The following is a 14,760-nucleotide window of genomic DNA, read 5'->3' on the forward strand; positions in this document are numbered from 1 at the left end:
ACAGTACACAGTACTGTCAGACTGGTGAGGATTTGCCCGGTCGGCTGCACGTTACCCAAAGATTTGTCGCACACCCGCCCACACCCGCCCACAAGGACCAAATTGACTTGCCGGCGGAGGTGTGGTGTTAATGCTGACTTCCGCCAGGGGCACACAACTAGCAGTGGTCGCGGACGATGAGGACCAAGGCCCCGGGCCGCGGGGGAACCGATCATGAAACGCACGTATCAACCGAGCAACACTCGACGCAAACGAACCCACGGGTTTCTCAGCCGCATGGCGACGGCAGGCGGACGCGCCGTGCTCAAGCGCCGGCGCGCCAAGGGGCGCAAACGCCTGACCGTCAGCATTCCGCCGAAGCAGCCGCGCTGACGCGTGGCGGCCGTGGGCCGGCGCAGCGCCTGCCCCGGCGCTCGCGAATACGCCGCCGTCAAGAATATGTCGTGCTGCAACGCGATGGGCGGCGCCGGACAACGCCGCACTTCGTCTTGGTCTGGCGACCGCGCTCGGACGGCGGCAGTCGGCTGGGTCTCACGGTCAGCCGTAAGGTGGGCGGCGCGGTGCTGCGCAATCGCGTGAAGCGCTGGGTGCGCGAATGGTTTCGGCGCCATCGTACGCTGGTAATGCCGGTCCAGGACGTGGTGGTGATCGCGCGGCCAGGAGCGGCCGAGATCGGCTACCTCGAGGTGGCCACTGAGTTGGCAAGAGCGCTAAGAATTCAGTAATCTGTGCCATGGGATCATCAACGCAACCAGTACCCGCGGCCGTGAGCCCGCGGCTGCCGGCGGTGACGGCGATAGTCATCGGGGTACTGCGGCTGTACAAATTGTCTATTTCTCCACTACTAGGACAGCGCTGCCGGTTCGCCCCGTCGTGTTCGCAGTATGCGCAGGTCGCCATCGGCCGATACGGCGTCCGGAGCGGAATTGCGCTGGCGCTGCGGCGACTGGCCCGCTGTCATCCGTGGCAGCCCGGCGGCTGGGATCCGGTGCCGTGAGGATATGGAAAAGCGCGCCCTGATCGCCGTGGCGATCTCCCTCGCGATACTGGTCTTGTATCAAGAGGTCATACTGAAACAACTCTATCCACAACCCGCTGTCACGCCCGAGAGTGCCCCCCCGGCGCCGCCTGTACCGCCGGAGAGCCTACCGGCACCGGTCGACCTCGGGGCGCCGCCTGCTGGTGCAGTGGCGGCCCCGGCGGGCCGTGAGCTGGTCATCGATACCGAGCTCTACCGCGCCGTCATCGATAGCGCCGGCGGCCGCCTCGCCAGCTTTCGGCTCAAACGCTACCGCGCGGCGGTTGCGCCCGACTCCCCGCCGCAGGAGATCGTCTCCGGCGGCGCGCCATACCCGCTCGGGGTGCAACTGCGGGGCAAGGAGAACCTGGACGATGGCGGGGTTGAGTACCAGGCTGACCGCGACCACCTCGAGCTGAGCGGTAACGGCGAAGGCACACTGACGCTCACGGGCGCGCTCGGCGACGCGACGGTCACCAAGACCTTCGCGTTCCGCAGCGGAACCTACCTGATCGGCCTCGAGGTCAAAGTGGACGGCGCCGCCGCGTTCAGCGAACTCGGACTGACGTGGCACCGGGCCGGCGAACTCACCCACGCTGGGAGCGCGCCGCTCTTCAGCCAGGTGGCGGTGCTGCAAGGCAAGAAGGTGCTCCCCGAGCCTTTTGATGGACTGGCTGATGGCAAGGTGATCGACAAAGACATCGTGTGGGCCGCCTACGACGGGCCGCACTTCCTAGCGGCCATGGTGCCGCGCGCGGGCGAGTCGATGCGGGTGTGGCTGAAGCAGCGCGACCGCACCACTGAGACCATGGTGCTGGCACCGCGCCGCGACGGCCGCTTGGGGGCGCACCTGGACGTGTATGCCGGCCCCAAGACCGTGGATACGCTCGAGCAATCCGGCCACTCACTGGCCCGCGCCGTCGACCTCGGCTACTTCGGCTTCATTGCCATCCCCTTGCTGCACGCCCTCAGATGGTCGAATAAGGTCACCGGCAACTACGGCCTTGACATCATTCTACTCACGGTCGTGATCAAAGTGCTGTTCATCCCGCTGACGCAGAAGAGTTTCAAATCGATGAAGGCGATGCAGAAGCTGCAGCCGGAGATGGCCCGCATCCGGGAGAAGTACAAAGACCAGCCCGAGCAGGTGAACAAGGAGGTCATGGAGCTGTACCGCCGGCACAAGGTCAATCCCTTCGGCGGCTGCCTGCCCATGGTCCTGCAACTGCCGGTGTTCATCGGCCTCTACAACGCCTTGTCGCATGCGGTCGAGCTGCGGCACGCGCCGTTCTTCCTGTGGATCAACGACCTCTCGGCGCCCGATCGTTTGGGGGCGCTGGCCATCCCCTTCGTGGCGCCGCCGGGGATTCCGGTGTTAACGCTGTTGATGGGCGCCAGCATGTTCATCCAGCAATGGATGACTCCGAGTACAGGTGATCCGCAACAACAACGAGTGATGATGATTATGCCAGTCATGTTTACCTTCATGTTCGTTAGTTTTCCGGCCGGCTTGACACTGTACTGGTTGGTCAACAACGTCTTGACTATCGGCCAGCAATACGTCGTCAGTCGCCCCGAGCGCCGCCCCCAGGAGCGGTCATGAGCTGCGTCGAGGCCGAAGGCACGAGCATCGACGAGGCGATCGAGCAGGCGCTAGACAGCCTCGGTGTCGGGCGCGAGCAGGTCTCCGTCGATATTTTGGTGAGCCCGACCAAGGGCGTGCTGGGATTCGGCAGCCGCAAAGCCAAGGTGCGCGTGCGCGTACGCCAACCCGTCGACGCCGAGGCCGACGCCGGCGCTGAGCGACCGAGCCCGGCGCTGCCCCCGGCCGTCCGCGCCGCCCCTGGGGCACCAGTGCCGTCCGCGCCAAGCGCGGCGACGGACCCGGAGGCCGCCCCGGCCCGTGCCCAAAGCACCGGCGGCGGCAACGGTGACGAAGCCGGCGAAAGTGACCCGGAGCTGTTAGCGCGTGCGCAAGCGCTCTTGCAGGAAGTGCTCGAGCACATGGGCTTCGGTGTTTCCGTGAGCGGCGTTTGGCACGACGGCACGGTGGAATTGACGATCGCGGGCGACAGCAGCGGGGTGCTGATCGGGCGCCACGGCCAGACCCTCGATGCGCTCGAGTACTTCCTGCACCGGGCGCTGTCGCGTGACGAGGGCGGCCGCATTGCAGTCGACAGCGAAGGCTACCGCGCACGCCGGCGCGAAACCCTCGAAGCAATGGCCAGTCGGCTCGCCCAGCAGGCGAAGATTAGGCGAAAACCAATGGCAATGGAGAACCTCAGCCCGCGCGATCGCCGGGTCGTGCACATGGCACTGCAGAACGAGCCCGGTTTGACCACGCGCAGCTCCGGCGACGGTTACTACCGCAAGCTGCTGATTATCCCCGAAAGCCGCAGCGCTCGCACCGGCACCCGCGGCGGCAACCAGTAGCCGGAGGGCGCCGCGGCGCGGCATTCAGAAGCGCGTGTACGCCAGCGATACCATTGCCGCGGTTGCCACACCGCCGGGAGCAGGCGGAATCGGCATTGTTCGCCTCAGCGGGCCGCACGTGGGGGAGATCGCCGCACGCATGTTCCGGGCGCAAGCTCAGCCCGCCACTTGGGCATCGCACCGCTTGTATCGCGGCAGCGTGATCGATGCGCAGGGCCGCACACTCGACGAGGGGCTGGCGGTGATCATGCGCGCGCCGCACAGCTACACGGGCGAAGATGTGCTGGAGCTGCATTGTCACGGCAGCCCGGCCGGGCTGCGTCGGGTGATCATGGCGGTACTCGCGCACGGCGCCCGTCTGGCGGAGCCGGGCGAGTTCACCCGGCGCGCGTTCCTCAACGGCCGTCTCGACCTGGCGCAGGCGGAAGCGATCGTCGAGTTGATTGCCGCCCGCAGCGAAGAGGGGGCAGCCATCGGCGCTGATCATCTCGCTGGCCGGCTTTCACACGCCCTGAACGAGATCCGCCAAGGGTTGCTCGACATCCGGGCGCGAATCGAGGTGCAGATCGACTTCAGCGATGAGGACGTCAGGGTGGATCAAGGCGAGTTGACCGCCGACATCGAGCGCGCGCACACGCAGGTGGTTGCGCTCCGGGATTCGTATCGTCATGGGAAGCTCGTGCGCCAGGGCTTGCGGGTCGTGATTACCGGCAAACCGAACGCCGGCAAATCGAGCTTGCTCAATGCCCTGCTGCGCGCAGAGCGCGCAATCGTGACTTCCATTCCGGGAACGACGCGCGATGTGATCGAGGAGGCCGCCGATTTTCACGGTATCCCCGTCCTGCTCAGCGACACCGCCGGCATACGCCAGCCGGGAGACAGCGTTGAACAGCTCGGCGTCAGCCGCGCCCGCGCCAAGCTCGCCGAGGCGGAGGTGGTGCTGGCGGTCTTCGACCGCACTCGACCGCTCGACCGGGACGATGCCGAAGTGGCGGCTTTGGCCCGCGGGCTTCTGTTCCCCGGTAGCGAGAAGCGAGAGCCGCCGCGCCAACTGCTGCGCCAGGTCGTGGCGGTGCTCAACAAGAGTGACCTGCCCGCTGTAATCGGCGAGGGCGAACTATGCGACCAACTCGGGTTAAAGCCAGCCGTCAACGTCTCGGCCGTTACCGGTGCCGGTCTTGATGCCCTCCGCGCCGCGGTCGTTACGGCGGTCGAGCAGCAGAGCGAGGTGCCGGCGAATCAGCCCATTGTTACACTGACACGCCACCATGACGCGCTGGCAAAGGCAGGCACCGCGTTGCAGTTGGCACTCGATGGGGTACGTCAATGCCAGCCGCTCGAGTTGGTGGCGGTAGATATCCAGCGCGCTGCCGATCAGCTTGCAGAGATCACGGGCTCCCTGACTTCGGAAGATGTGCTAGACCGGATCTTCGCGCAGTTCTGTATCGGCAAGTGAATGTTTCACGTGGAACAGCGAAACGGCGATGAGCCTGGGGCAATCGAAGTCGTTTGATGTGATCGTGGTCGGCGCCGGCCACGCCGGCATCGAGGCCGCGCTGGCGGCCAGCCGAATGGGCTGCGACACGCTGGTGATCACGATGAATCTGGACCATATCGGCTTGATGTCGTGCAACCCGGCGATCGGCGGCATCGGCAAAGGCCACCTGACCAAGGAAATCGACGCGTTGGGCGGGGAGATGGCGCGCGCCATCGACGAAACCGGCATCCAGTTTCGCCGGCTCAACACCCGCAAAGGCCCGGCCGTTCGCGCCTCGCGGGCGCAAGCCGACAAGACGCTCTATCGGCAACGAATGAAGGCCCGCCTCGAGCGCGCGGAGCACCTGACGATCTACCAGGGCTGTGTTGCTAGCTTGCTGATCGAGGGCGGAACGGTACGCGGCGTTCACACCGAGCTGGGAGAAGAGATCTCGGGACGCCGCGTGATCTTGACGACCGGAACCTTTCTCAATGGGATAATCCATGTCGGTTTGACCAAGTACTCCGGCGGGCGGGCCGGTGACGCCGCTGCTGGTGGCTTGAGTGAACAGCTGGCTGCCCTCGGCTTCCGGGTCGGACGGCTCAAGACCGGCACCTGCCCCCGTTTGGATGCACGTACGATCGATTTCTCCCGGCTCGAAGCCCAACACGGCGACGACCCCCCGGCGCCGTTTTCGTTCTCGACCGAGAGCATCATTCAGAGCCAGATTCCGTGTCACGTCACCTACACCAACGGCCGCACCCACGAGATTATCCGCGGCGCGCTCGATCGCTCGCCGCTGTACGGTGGGCGGATTCAAGGGCGCGGACCGCGGTATTGCCCGTCAATCGAGGATAAAATCGTGCGTTTCGCGGATAAGGAACGCCACCAGATCTTCCTCGAGCCGGAGGGCCGCGACACCACCGAGGTTTACCCCAACGGCCTATCGACGTCGCTCCCGCTCGATGTCCAGATCGCCATGGTGCACTCGATCAGCGGGCTCGAAGCGGCGCGCATCATGCGCCCCGGGTACGCCATCGAGTACGACTACGTCGACCCCACCCAGTTGCAGCTGTCGTTGGAGACCAAGTCGGTGCGTGGGCTCTATCACTCGGGCCAGATCAACGGTACCACCGGCTACGAGGAAGCGGCGGCACAAGGGTTGATGGCGGGGATCAATGCAGCCTTGAGCATTCGTGGTGATGCGCCGCTGATTCTCGGTCGCGAGCAGGCTTACATCGGTGTGATGGTGGACGACTTGGTCACCAAGGGCGTGGCTGGCGAGCCGTACCGGATGTTCACCTCGCGCGCCGAGTATCGCTTGTTGCTGCGCGAGGACAACGCCGACCTGCGTCTGTCAGCTCTCGGCTACAAAATCGGAGTGGTGTCAGCGGCGGACCATGAGCGAGCCGAGCGCAAGATGATCTTGGCCCAAAGCGAGGTGGAGCGGTTGGAGGCGACCGTGGTCAACCCGACCGAGGAGGTCAACCAGCGATTGACCGCGCTAGGAACGGCGCCGATTCGCAACCCAACTTCGCTGGCGCAGCTGCTGCGGCGCCCGGAGCTACGTTACGAGGAGGTCGTGCATGACGTCGCCTCCAGGGATCGGTTACCGGCCGATGTCGCCGCTCAGGTCGAGGTTACGGTAAAATACGAGGGTTACATCAGACGGCAAGAGGAAGACGTGCGGCGCTATGAGCGCATGGAGAGAGCCGCAATACCACCGGACTTGGACTTTCAGTTGGTCAGTGGCCTTTCCCGTGAGGTCAGAGAAAAGCTGACCGCGATAGCGCCCCGCACGCTCGGCCAGGCGGCGCGCATTTCCGGCGTAACACCGGCAGCGGTGGCGCTCTTGGCCGTTCATCTCAAACGCTCGGGCCGCAACGAATGCCGCTAAGCCGGGCCGAGCAGGACGAGATCCGCCACGGCGCCGAGCGCTTCAGCTTGCGGCCTACCGAAGAGCAGGGCGCCGCACTGATGCGCTATCTTGATTTGTTGATGCAATGGCGAGCACATGCGCGCTTGGTCTCGCAGCATCAGACACGCTCGGACTTGGTTCGCAAGCACCTGACCGATGCCTTCGCGGCCGTGAGGCACTTGAGCGGATGCCGGCGCATTGCCGATATCGGCAGCGGGGCGGGGTTGCCTGGCCTCCCGATCGCCGTTCTTTGCCCCGATGTTCGCATCGCCCTGATCGAGCCTAATCTGCGCAAAGCCAATTTCCTTCGTGAAGTGATCCGCCAGCTCAAGTTGGCCAATGCGGTGGTCGTAGAGGCACGGGTACAAGACGTCGCCGCCGATATCGGCGAGTTCGATGGTGTGATCTCTCGGGCCGTGTGGGCTCTCCCGGAATTCCTAGAGCGAGTTGGCTGCCTGATCGCGTTTGGCGGGTTGGTCATTGCAATGAAGGGGCCCGGGGTTGACGAGGAGCTGGTGGCAACCGATCTCGCTGCTGCCGGGTTCTCGCTGCAGGGGGTTGATCGCTATCATCTGCAGTCGGGCGAGGGGCGCGCGCTGGTGCTACTGCGCCGAAATGTTTCACGTGAAACGCCTTCCCATCGTCGCAAGCCTGTGGTACGAGTCCGCGACGGCTAGTAGTGGAAGGGAAGTGCGGCGGCGGTGGGGCGTATCATCTGCATCGCAAATCAAAAAGGCGGCGTCGGCAAGACCACCACGGCGGTCAACCTGTCCGCGAGCTTGGCGCTGGCGAACCATTCCACGCTCCTCGTTGACGTCGATCCACAAGGCAGCGCGACCAGCGGTGTGGGCCTCAATCCGCGTGCCCTCAGCACCACGGTGTATGATGTTCTCATCGGCGGTCAGCCAGCGGCCAGCGCTATTCAAGCCACTGCAATCGAATCACTCTCGGCTTTGCCGGCAAACCGCGAGCTAATTGGCGCAGAGATCGAGCTGGTGCCGATGCTCGCGCGCGAGCATCGCCTGACGGAGGCGCTGCGGTCGGTGCGCGACTCCTACTCCCACATCCTCATTGATTGCCCGCCTTCGCTCGGCCTGCTGACCGTAAACGCGATGACCGCGGCCGACAGCATCCTGGTCCCACTGCAGTGCGAGTACTACGCGCTCGAAGGCTTGACCGCGTTGATGGAAACCGTCGACCTGATCAGGCAGCGCCTCAACCCCGGTCTGTACGTTGAAGGGTTGCTGCTGACGATGTTCGATACACGCAACAGTCTTAGCCATCAGGTGGCGATCGAGGTCAGGTCGCATTTTCCTGAGCAGACGCTGACGACGGTGATTCCCCGCAACGTGCGGCTGAGCGAATCGCCAAGCCACGGCATGCCAGCGGTGCTTTATGATCCGGAGTCGCGTGGCGCGGAGGCTTACTTCGAACTGGCGCGAGAATTGGTCAGCCGCCACAGCAAACGATCGATAGTGCATGCGGAAGGAGGATGAAGGTATGGAGCGGAGGGCTTTGGGGCGAGGGCTCGGGGCATTGATCCCGATTGGGCCGATGAATGGTTCTGAAGAGAAGAATGCTGTTCTTCTCTCTGAGATAACACCGAGCCAGTTTCAGCCCCGTGAGGTCTTTGACGACACGGCGATCGGAGAACTAGCGGAGTCGATTCGCCGCAAAGGCGTGTTGCAGCCGTTGCTGGTCCGCCGCACGCCTGGCGGCTACCAATTGATTGCCGGGGAGCGCCGTTTTCGCGCGGCGCAGCGTGCAGGGCTCGAACGGGTACCGGTAGTAATCCGCGACGCCGGCGATCACGAGTTGTTGGAGCTGGCGCTGATTGAAAACGTTCAGCGGGAAGACCTCAACCCGCTTGAAGAAGCGCGAGCGTATCGCCGACTGATGGACGAGTTCGGCCTCACGCAGGAGCAGGTGGCCGAGAAGGTGGCGAAGGACCGCTCCACGGTGGCCAACACGTTGCGGCTCTTGCAGCTGCCGGACGAGGTCAAGGAGCACATCGGGCGGGGCCGCTTGTCGGCCGGTCACGCACGGGCGCTCATAAATGCCGGCTCGGCGGCTGACCAGCTGGCCCTCGCGCGCCAGGTGGTCGGTCGCAAGATGAACGTGCGCGACACCGAACACTTGGTGCGAACCCAGCGGCGAGCCGCCAGCGATCCCAACCACCGCGCGGTTGAAGAGCAATTGGCACAGGCGCTGGGAACCAAAGTGAAGCTGCACTTGCGGCGCGGGGGGCGTGGCAAGATCGAGGTCCAGTTCTTCTCGTTGGCGGAGCTCAATGGCTTGGTTGACCGCCTGGCGGGCACGTTTCGGGTCGCCACAAACTTTTGACAAGGTGGGGGGTGGGTGCTATAAGCGCCGCGCTTTTCTCCACCCCAGCCCACACAGGAGAGTGCGATGGCTTTGTTTGGAAAAGACGAACGCACGCAGCGTCCCGATGACTTTCACATGAGCCCCACTCCCCCCCTGCGCCAAGATGAGCGCCCTCTGCCGGTCGAGTCATCGGACGGCCAGGCGCAAACCCATCTCGGCAAGGGCAGCCGCGTCGAGGGCAAGCTGACGTTCGAAGGCAGCGTGCGCATCGACGGGCAGGTGGAGGGCGAAGTACAGGCGCAAGACACTGTGATCGTCGGTGAGTCGGCCGTGGTGTCGGCGCAGCTGATTGCCAATACGCTGATCATCAAAGGCAAAGTCAGCGGTGACATCACCGCGCGCAAGCGCGTCGAGCTCAGGGCGCCGGCCAAGCTGGTGGGGAACATCACGACGCCGAGCTTGGTCATCCAAGAAGGGGTCGTGTTTGAAGGCCATTGCTCGATGGGTAGTGCCGAGGCCAAGTCGGACAAGACGGACAAGAAAGTCGCCACCATCTTCCCCAAGGAGGCACGGGTCTCGTCGGAGGCGACCAAGTAGCACTTGCCCTCCTGAGCTTGTAGTTACCACGTTCCGTCCGTAGCGCCCCGGCGCCTAGCCAGGTTGTCGTACGTTGCAACGGACACCGCCGCGGCGGTGCGCCGAAGCGAAACCGGAGCGTGACATGAGCACATCATGCTGACGTTTCCACCCGATTTTTCGTTTGTCATCCAGATCGTGTCGTTCCTGCTCCTGTGGGCGGCGCTGAAGCGTCTGGCGTTTGACCCCATGCTGGAGGTGCTGGCGCAACGGGAGGCTCGCACCCAAGGTAATCAGGCCGCTGCCGAGCAGTTACGCGCCGGCGCTGCCGCCGCCGAGGAGCAATACCAAGCCGCCTTACGTGAAGTTCGGCACGCCGTCTTGCAGGATTCCGAAGCCGCGCGCAAGCGGGCCGAGGAGGCGCACCAGCGCGAGCTGAACGCGGCCCGGGCTGAGGCCGAGGCCGAGCTCGGCCGCTTGCGGCAGGATATCGCTGGGCAAGTGGCGCAGGCGCAGACCACCCTTGCGGCCGAAGCCCGCGCCATCGCCGCGCTCATGGCCGAGCGCGTCAGCGGCAGGAGCTTGGCGTGAGGCCTCGCCGGCGCCGCCCTCAGCCGATGGGAAACCCGATGCCGCAAACGCCCGGCACCAGACCCGCCCATGGCCGGGAGCAGCGAGTGCCAGCTTTTGTTTTCCGGACGCTGATCGCCGCGCTGGTGCTGGCACTGCCAGCGCTTGTGTGTGCGAGCGGAGAAGCCCATGCGGACGAGCGTGGTCACGGTGGCATCCCCTGGGCCACGCTGGCGTTCACCTTCGTCAACTTCCTCATCTTCGCCGGGCTGATCCGGCGCTATGCCCTGCCGGTGGTTCGTGATTACGCCCGCGCGCGGCACGACCGCATCGTGGCCGAACTCGAGGCGGCGGCGAAGGCCCGGGCCGAAGCCGAGCAACTCAAAGCGCAATGCGAGGCGCGTCTGGCCTCGCTCGAGAACGAGATCAAGCAGATCCGCGCTGCGGCTGCCGCCGACACCGCCCGTGAGCGGGAGCAAATCCTGGCGGCGGCCAAGAAGACCGCCGAAATGATCGGCGACGATGCCCGCCGCACCGCGGCACAAGAAGTTCGCCAAGCGGAAGTGGAGCTGCGCCAAGCCGTGGCGCGTCAGGCCGTGAGTATCGCCACGCAATTAGTGAGCGAGCGGCTGACAGCGGCGGATCATGAGCGCTTCGCCAGCGAGTTCCTCGCCGCCACCGCTAAGGACCGCATCGCCCAATGAGCAGCAGCCGCGTCGCCCGTCGCTATGCCAAAGCCCTGTTTGCGCTCGCGCGCGAGCAGGGTGTTCATGACGGCGTTGCCGCCGAGTTGGCGGGACTACGCGCCGCGTTTGCCGAGCCACGGTTGCAGGCCGTCCTGGGCAGCCCGATGATGACCGTACCGCGCCTGCTGGCGCTGGCGCGGGAACTGGCGAGGACGCTTAAGCTGTCGGCCCTCACCGCCAACTTTCTCGGCGTCCTGGCGACCAACCGCCGCCTCGATCAACTCTCCGGCGTTTGCGGTCGCTTCGAGGAGTTGCATGATCGCGCGCTCGGGCGCATCCGCATCGGTATCCGTACGGCCACGGCGTTGAGCCCCGAACGGCAACAGGGCATCGTCAGAGCCTTCGAACATCTGACCGGTTCCTCGGTGTTGGCGACCGTGACCGTACAACCGGAGTTGCTCGGCGGCCAGGTGGTCGACGCCGCCGGCAAGGTGTATGACGGCAGCCTGCGCACCCAGCTCGATCGTTTGGCGCGTGAGATCACCAGCGCCCGTACCTATCTGTAGGAGGTTCAGCCGCGATGGAAATCCGCGCCGCGGAAATCAGCGAGTTCATTAAGAAGCAAATTCAGGACTACGAACGCGAAGTCGAAGTCCGTGAAACCGGCCGCGTGTTGTCGACCGGCGACGGCATCGCCCGCATCTACGGCCTCGACAAGGCGGCCGCCGGCGAGCTGCTCGAGTTCCCGCACAACATCTTCGGCATGGTTCTCAACCTCGAAGAGGACAACGTCGGCGCCGCCATCTTCGGCGAAGCCCACGAGATCCACCAGGGCGACGAGGTCCGCCGCACCGGCCGCATCGCCGAAGTACCGGTGGGCGACGGGCTGCTCGGCCGCGTGGTTGACGCTCTCGGTCAACCAATGGACGGCAAAGGGCCGATCGAGAGCAAGGAAAACCGCCGCATCGAGATCAAGGCGCCCGGCATCATTGCGCGCCAGCCGGTCAAGGAACCTTTGCAGACCGGGATCAAAGCCATCGACAGCATGATCCCGATCGGACGCGGCCAACGTGAGCTGATCATCGGCGACCGTCAGACCGGCAAGACCGCCGTCGCCATCGACACCATCATCAATCAAAAGGGCGGCGACGTGATCTGCATCTACGTCGCCATCGGCCAGAAGCGCTCGACCGTGGCGCAGGTGGTCGATCGGCTGGCCCGCCACGGTGCGATGGCCTACACCATCGTCGTCGCCGCCACTGCTTCCGACGCTGCTCCGCTGCAGTTCATAGCTCCGTACACCGGCTGCACCATGGGCGAGTTCTTCCGCGACACCGGCCGCCACGCGCTGTGCATTTACGACGACCTGTCGAAACATGCGGTGGCGTACCGCCAGCTTTCCCTTCTGCTGCGCCGGCCGCCTGGCCGCGAAGCTTATCCGGGCGACGTGTTCTATCTCCACTCGCGGCTGCTCGAACGTGCCGCCAAGATGAGTGAAGACCGCGGCGGCGGCTCGCTCACGGCGCTGCCGATCATCGAAACCCAGGCCGGCGACGTTTCGGCGTACATCCCGACCAACGTCATCTCCATCACCGACGGCCAGATCTTCCTCGAAAGCGACTTGTTCTTCTCCGGCGTCCGCCCGGCGGTCAACGTCGGCCTCTCGGTGTCACGCGTCGGCGGCAACGCCCAGATCAAAGCCATGCGGCAGGTTGCCGGTACCATGCGGCTCGACCTCGCCCAGTACCGCGAGATGGCCGCGTTTGCGCAGTTCGGCTCCGACCTCGATGCTTCCACCCAACGCCTGCTCGCCCGCGGCAGCCGCCTGGTGGAGGTGCTCAAGCAGGGCCAGTACGAGCCGCTGCCGGTCGCCAAGCAGGTGCTGATCATGTACGCCGCTACCAACGACTATATCGATCAGCTCGAGGTGACGGCGCTCAAACGTTACGAACAGGAACTCTATCGCTTCGTCGAGAACCGCCACCCCGACGTGCTCAAAGACATCGTCACCAAGAAACAAATCGACGACGCCTTGAAGCAGAAGCTCAAAAGCGTGCTCGACGAGTTCAAGACCGCCTTCGTGCCGTGATCCTCTAAGTTACGCCCGCCATGGCCAACCTGAAAGCCATCCGCAAGCGGATCAGCTCGGTCAAGAGCACCCAGCAGATCACCAAGGCCATGAAGATGGTGGCCGCGGCCAAGCTGCGCCGGGCGCAGTCGGCCGTGCTCGCGGCCCGGCCTTATGCCGACAAGCTCGGTGCCCTGGTGGAGAGCGTCGCCGCCCGCGTCGGTGCCGAGGCCCACCCGCTGCTCTCACTGCGGCCCGAGGAGCGCACCGTACAACTGGTGCTGCTCACCAGCGACCGCGGCCTGTGCGGCGGCTACAACTCGAACCTCGTTCGCAAGGCCGAAGCGTTCCTCAACGAGCACGGCCGCGACCGGGTGCGGCTAACGACCATCGGCCGCAAAGGCTTCGATTACTTCAAGCGCCGCCCGGTCAACATCGTCGAGAAGCACGTCAACCTGTTCGGCGGCCCCGGCCGGGAGCTGGCCGCGACTGTCGGGCGCGGCTTGGCGCGCGACTTCGCTGCGGGTGAAGTGGACGCGGTTTACTTGCTCTATAACCAGTTCCGTTCTGCTATATCACAGGTAGTCACGGTGGCGCGGCTGCTGCCGCTGACTGCTGCCGGCGGCGGCGAGAGCGCCGCCGAGTATCTGTACGAACCCGACGCGGCCACGCTGTTGGAACGGCTGCTGCGCCAGTACGTCACCGTGCTGCTGCACCGCTCCTTCTTGGAGTCGGTTGCCAGCGAGCACGGCGCGCGTATGACCGCGATGGACAGCGCGAGTAAGAACGCCGCCGAAATGATCGATCGCCTCACGCTGCAAATGAACCGCGCACGCCAGGCCACCATCACCACCGAGCTGATGGAGATCGTCAGCGGTGCCGAGGCGCTCAAGGGGTAACTGAGGAAACCACATGAATGTAGGACGAATCACTCAGGTCATCGGCCCGGTTGTCGACGTCGAGTTCGAAGACGGCGCGGTGCCGCCGATCTACAACGCCTTGCGCATCACCAATCCGGCGATCAGCAGCCAGCCGTGGAACCTCGTGGTCGAGGTCGCGCAGCATCTCGGTGAAAACACCGTGCGCTGCATCGCCATGGATTCGAGCGAAGGCTTGGTGCGCGGCATGGAAGTGCAGGATACGGGCGACGGCATCACCGTGCCGGTCGGGCCGCAGACCCTCGGCCGCATCATCAACGTCATCGGCGATCCGGTCGACGAGGCTGGCCCGATTGAAGCCACCAAGCGTTACGCCATCCACCGGCCTGCCCCGGCCTTCACCGACCAAGCCACCGAAGTCCAAGCGCTCGAAACTGGCATCAAGGTCGTCGACTTGCTGGCGCCGTACGCGCGCGGCGGCAAGATCGGCTTGTTCGGCGGCGCCGGCGTCGGCAAGACCGTCGTGATCATGGAGTTGATCAACAACATCGCCAAACTGCACGGCGGCTATTCGGTGTTCGCCGGCGTCGGCGAGCGCACCCGCGAGGGCAACGACCTCTACCACGAGATGATCGAGTCGGGCGTGAACCGGGACCCGAAGAAGACGGGCTCGGCGGCCGGCTCCAAGTGCGCGCTGGTATTCGGGCAGATGAACGAGCCGCCGGGAGCCCGCGCCCGCGTGGGCCTCGCCGGCCTGACGGTCGCGGAATACTTCCGCGACCAGGGGCAGGACGTGCTGTTCTTCGTCGAC

At 64.9% G+C, this 14,760-nt stretch carries 17 protein-coding genes; all 17 read left to right on the forward strand.

Annotation, left to right across the window (positions count from 1 at the left end):
* Positions 1-213 precede the first annotated feature (213 nt).
* Complete coding sequence (gene rpmH / locus HY699_04925; GenBank protein MBI4515144.1) at positions 214-372, forward strand: 50S ribosomal protein L34; 159 nt, start codon at positions 214-216, stop codon at positions 370-372.
* The gene (gene rnpA, locus HY699_04930) at positions 369-725 is read left to right on the forward strand and encodes a ribonuclease P protein component (protein ID MBI4515145.1); all 357 of its coding nucleotides are present in this window, start codon (positions 369-371) and stop codon (positions 723-725) included. The genes rpmH and rnpA overlap by 4 nt, the downstream gene beginning before the upstream one ends.
* A gap of 8 nt (positions 726-733) precedes the next feature.
* On the forward strand, positions 734-997 hold the full coding sequence (yidD, locus tag HY699_04935; protein ID MBI4515146.1) for a membrane protein insertion efficiency factor YidD: 264 nt from the start codon (positions 734-736) through the stop codon (positions 995-997).
* 4 nt (positions 998-1,001) lie between these two features.
* A complete protein-coding gene (yidC, locus tag HY699_04940; GenBank protein MBI4515147.1) occupies positions 1,002-2,621 on the forward strand; it encodes a membrane protein insertase YidC in 1,620 nt (539 codons plus the stop codon).
* The gene (locus HY699_04945; protein ID MBI4515148.1) at positions 2,618-3,451 is read left to right on the forward strand and encodes a Jag N-terminal domain-containing protein; all 834 of its coding nucleotides are present in this window, start codon (positions 2,618-2,620) and stop codon (positions 3,449-3,451) included. Before yidC ends, HY699_04945 begins: the two co-directional genes overlap by 4 nt.
* A gap of 34 nt (positions 3,452-3,485) precedes the next feature.
* Positions 3,486-4,907, forward strand: a complete 1,422-nt coding sequence (mnmE, locus tag HY699_04950) for a tRNA uridine-5-carboxymethylaminomethyl(34) synthesis GTPase MnmE (protein ID MBI4515149.1) — start codon at positions 3,486-3,488, stop codon at positions 4,905-4,907.
* 28 nt (positions 4,908-4,935) lie between these two features.
* Positions 4,936-6,825, forward strand: coding sequence for a tRNA uridine-5-carboxymethylaminomethyl(34) synthesis enzyme MnmG (gene mnmG / locus HY699_04955; GenBank protein ID MBI4515150.1), 1,890 nt, complete (start codon positions 4,936-4,938; stop codon positions 6,823-6,825).
* Positions 6,816-7,523: a 16S rRNA (guanine(527)-N(7))-methyltransferase RsmG gene (rsmG, locus tag HY699_04960; protein MBI4515151.1), complete on the forward strand. Its 708-nt coding sequence runs from the start codon at positions 6,816-6,818 to the stop codon at positions 7,521-7,523. Before mnmG ends, rsmG begins: the two co-directional genes overlap by 10 nt.
* A gap of 24 nt (positions 7,524-7,547) precedes the next feature.
* On the forward strand, positions 7,548-8,342 hold the full coding sequence (locus HY699_04965; protein MBI4515152.1) for a ParA family protein: 795 nt from the start codon (positions 7,548-7,550) through the stop codon (positions 8,340-8,342).
* A complete protein-coding gene (locus tag HY699_04970) occupies positions 8,326-9,189 on the forward strand; it encodes a ParB/RepB/Spo0J family partition protein (protein MBI4515153.1) in 864 nt (287 codons plus the stop codon). Before HY699_04965 ends, HY699_04970 begins: the two co-directional genes overlap by 17 nt.
* A 117-nt stretch (positions 9,190-9,306) precedes the next feature.
* Positions 9,307-9,768: a polymer-forming cytoskeletal protein gene (locus tag HY699_04975; GenBank protein ID MBI4515154.1), complete on the forward strand. Its 462-nt coding sequence runs from the start codon at positions 9,307-9,309 to the stop codon at positions 9,766-9,768.
* A gap of 135 nt (positions 9,769-9,903) precedes the next feature.
* On the forward strand, positions 9,904-10,338 hold the full coding sequence (locus tag HY699_04980; GenBank protein MBI4515155.1) for a hypothetical protein: 435 nt from the start codon (positions 9,904-9,906) through the stop codon (positions 10,336-10,338).
* Between the two features lie 86 nt (positions 10,339-10,424).
* The gene (locus HY699_04985) at positions 10,425-11,021 is read left to right on the forward strand and encodes an ATP synthase F0 subunit B (GenBank protein ID MBI4515156.1); all 597 of its coding nucleotides are present in this window, start codon (positions 10,425-10,427) and stop codon (positions 11,019-11,021) included.
* Positions 11,018-11,569, forward strand: coding sequence for an ATP synthase F1 subunit delta (gene atpH / locus HY699_04990; GenBank protein ID MBI4515157.1), 552 nt, complete (start codon positions 11,018-11,020; stop codon positions 11,567-11,569). The genes HY699_04985 and atpH overlap by 4 nt, the downstream gene beginning before the upstream one ends.
* A 14-nt stretch (positions 11,570-11,583) precedes the next feature.
* Complete coding sequence (locus tag HY699_04995; protein MBI4515158.1) at positions 11,584-13,092, forward strand: F0F1 ATP synthase subunit alpha; 1,509 nt, start codon at positions 11,584-11,586, stop codon at positions 13,090-13,092.
* A 20-nt stretch (positions 13,093-13,112) separates the two neighbouring features.
* A complete protein-coding gene (atpG, locus tag HY699_05000) occupies positions 13,113-13,970 on the forward strand; it encodes an ATP synthase F1 subunit gamma (GenBank protein ID MBI4515159.1) in 858 nt (285 codons plus the stop codon).
* Positions 13,971-13,983: 13 nt separating this feature from the next.
* On the forward strand, positions 13,984-14,760 hold a 777-nt coding region (locus HY699_05005; protein MBI4515160.1), incomplete at its 3' end, for a F0F1 ATP synthase subunit beta.

It is taken from the genome of Deltaproteobacteria bacterium (assembly GCA_016210005.1).
Classification (GTDB): domain Bacteria; phylum Desulfobacterota; class Binatia; order HRBIN30; family JACQVA1; genus JACQVA1.

What these genes read in the sequence shown, in the direction of transcription:
- atpH (MBI4515157.1), top strand. Translation starts at nt 11,018, where the DNA reads ATGAGCAGCAGCCGCGTCGCCCGTCGCTATGCCAAAGCCCTGTTTGCG.
- HY699_04980 (MBI4515155.1), top strand. Translation starts at nt 9,904, where the DNA reads ATGCTGACGTTTCCACCCGATTTTTCGTTTGTCATCCAGATCGTGTCG.
- HY699_04995 (MBI4515158.1), top strand. Translation starts at nt 11,584, where the DNA reads ATGGAAATCCGCGCCGCGGAAATCAGCGAGTTCATTAAGAAGCAAATT.
- rpmH (MBI4515144.1), top strand. Translation starts at nt 214, where the DNA reads ATGAAACGCACGTATCAACCGAGCAACACTCGACGCAAACGAACCCAC.
- HY699_04975 (MBI4515154.1), top strand. Translation starts at nt 9,307, where the DNA reads ATGAGCCCCACTCCCCCCCTGCGCCAAGATGAGCGCCCTCTGCCGGTC.
- rsmG (MBI4515151.1), top strand. Translation starts at nt 6,816, where the DNA reads ATGCCGCTAAGCCGGGCCGAGCAGGACGAGATCCGCCACGGCGCCGAG.
- mnmG (MBI4515150.1), top strand. Translation starts at nt 4,936, where the DNA reads ATGAGCCTGGGGCAATCGAAGTCGTTTGATGTGATCGTGGTCGGCGCC.
- yidC (MBI4515147.1), top strand. Translation starts at nt 1,002, where the DNA reads ATGGAAAAGCGCGCCCTGATCGCCGTGGCGATCTCCCTCGCGATACTG.
- HY699_04970 (MBI4515153.1), top strand. Translation starts at nt 8,326, where the DNA reads ATGCGGAAGGAGGATGAAGGTATGGAGCGGAGGGCTTTGGGGCGAGGG.
- atpG (MBI4515159.1), top strand. Translation starts at nt 13,113, where the DNA reads ATGGCCAACCTGAAAGCCATCCGCAAGCGGATCAGCTCGGTCAAGAGC.
- HY699_04945 (MBI4515148.1), top strand. Translation starts at nt 2,618, where the DNA reads ATGAGCTGCGTCGAGGCCGAAGGCACGAGCATCGACGAGGCGATCGAG.
- yidD (MBI4515146.1), top strand. Translation starts at nt 734, where the DNA reads ATGGGATCATCAACGCAACCAGTACCCGCGGCCGTGAGCCCGCGGCTG.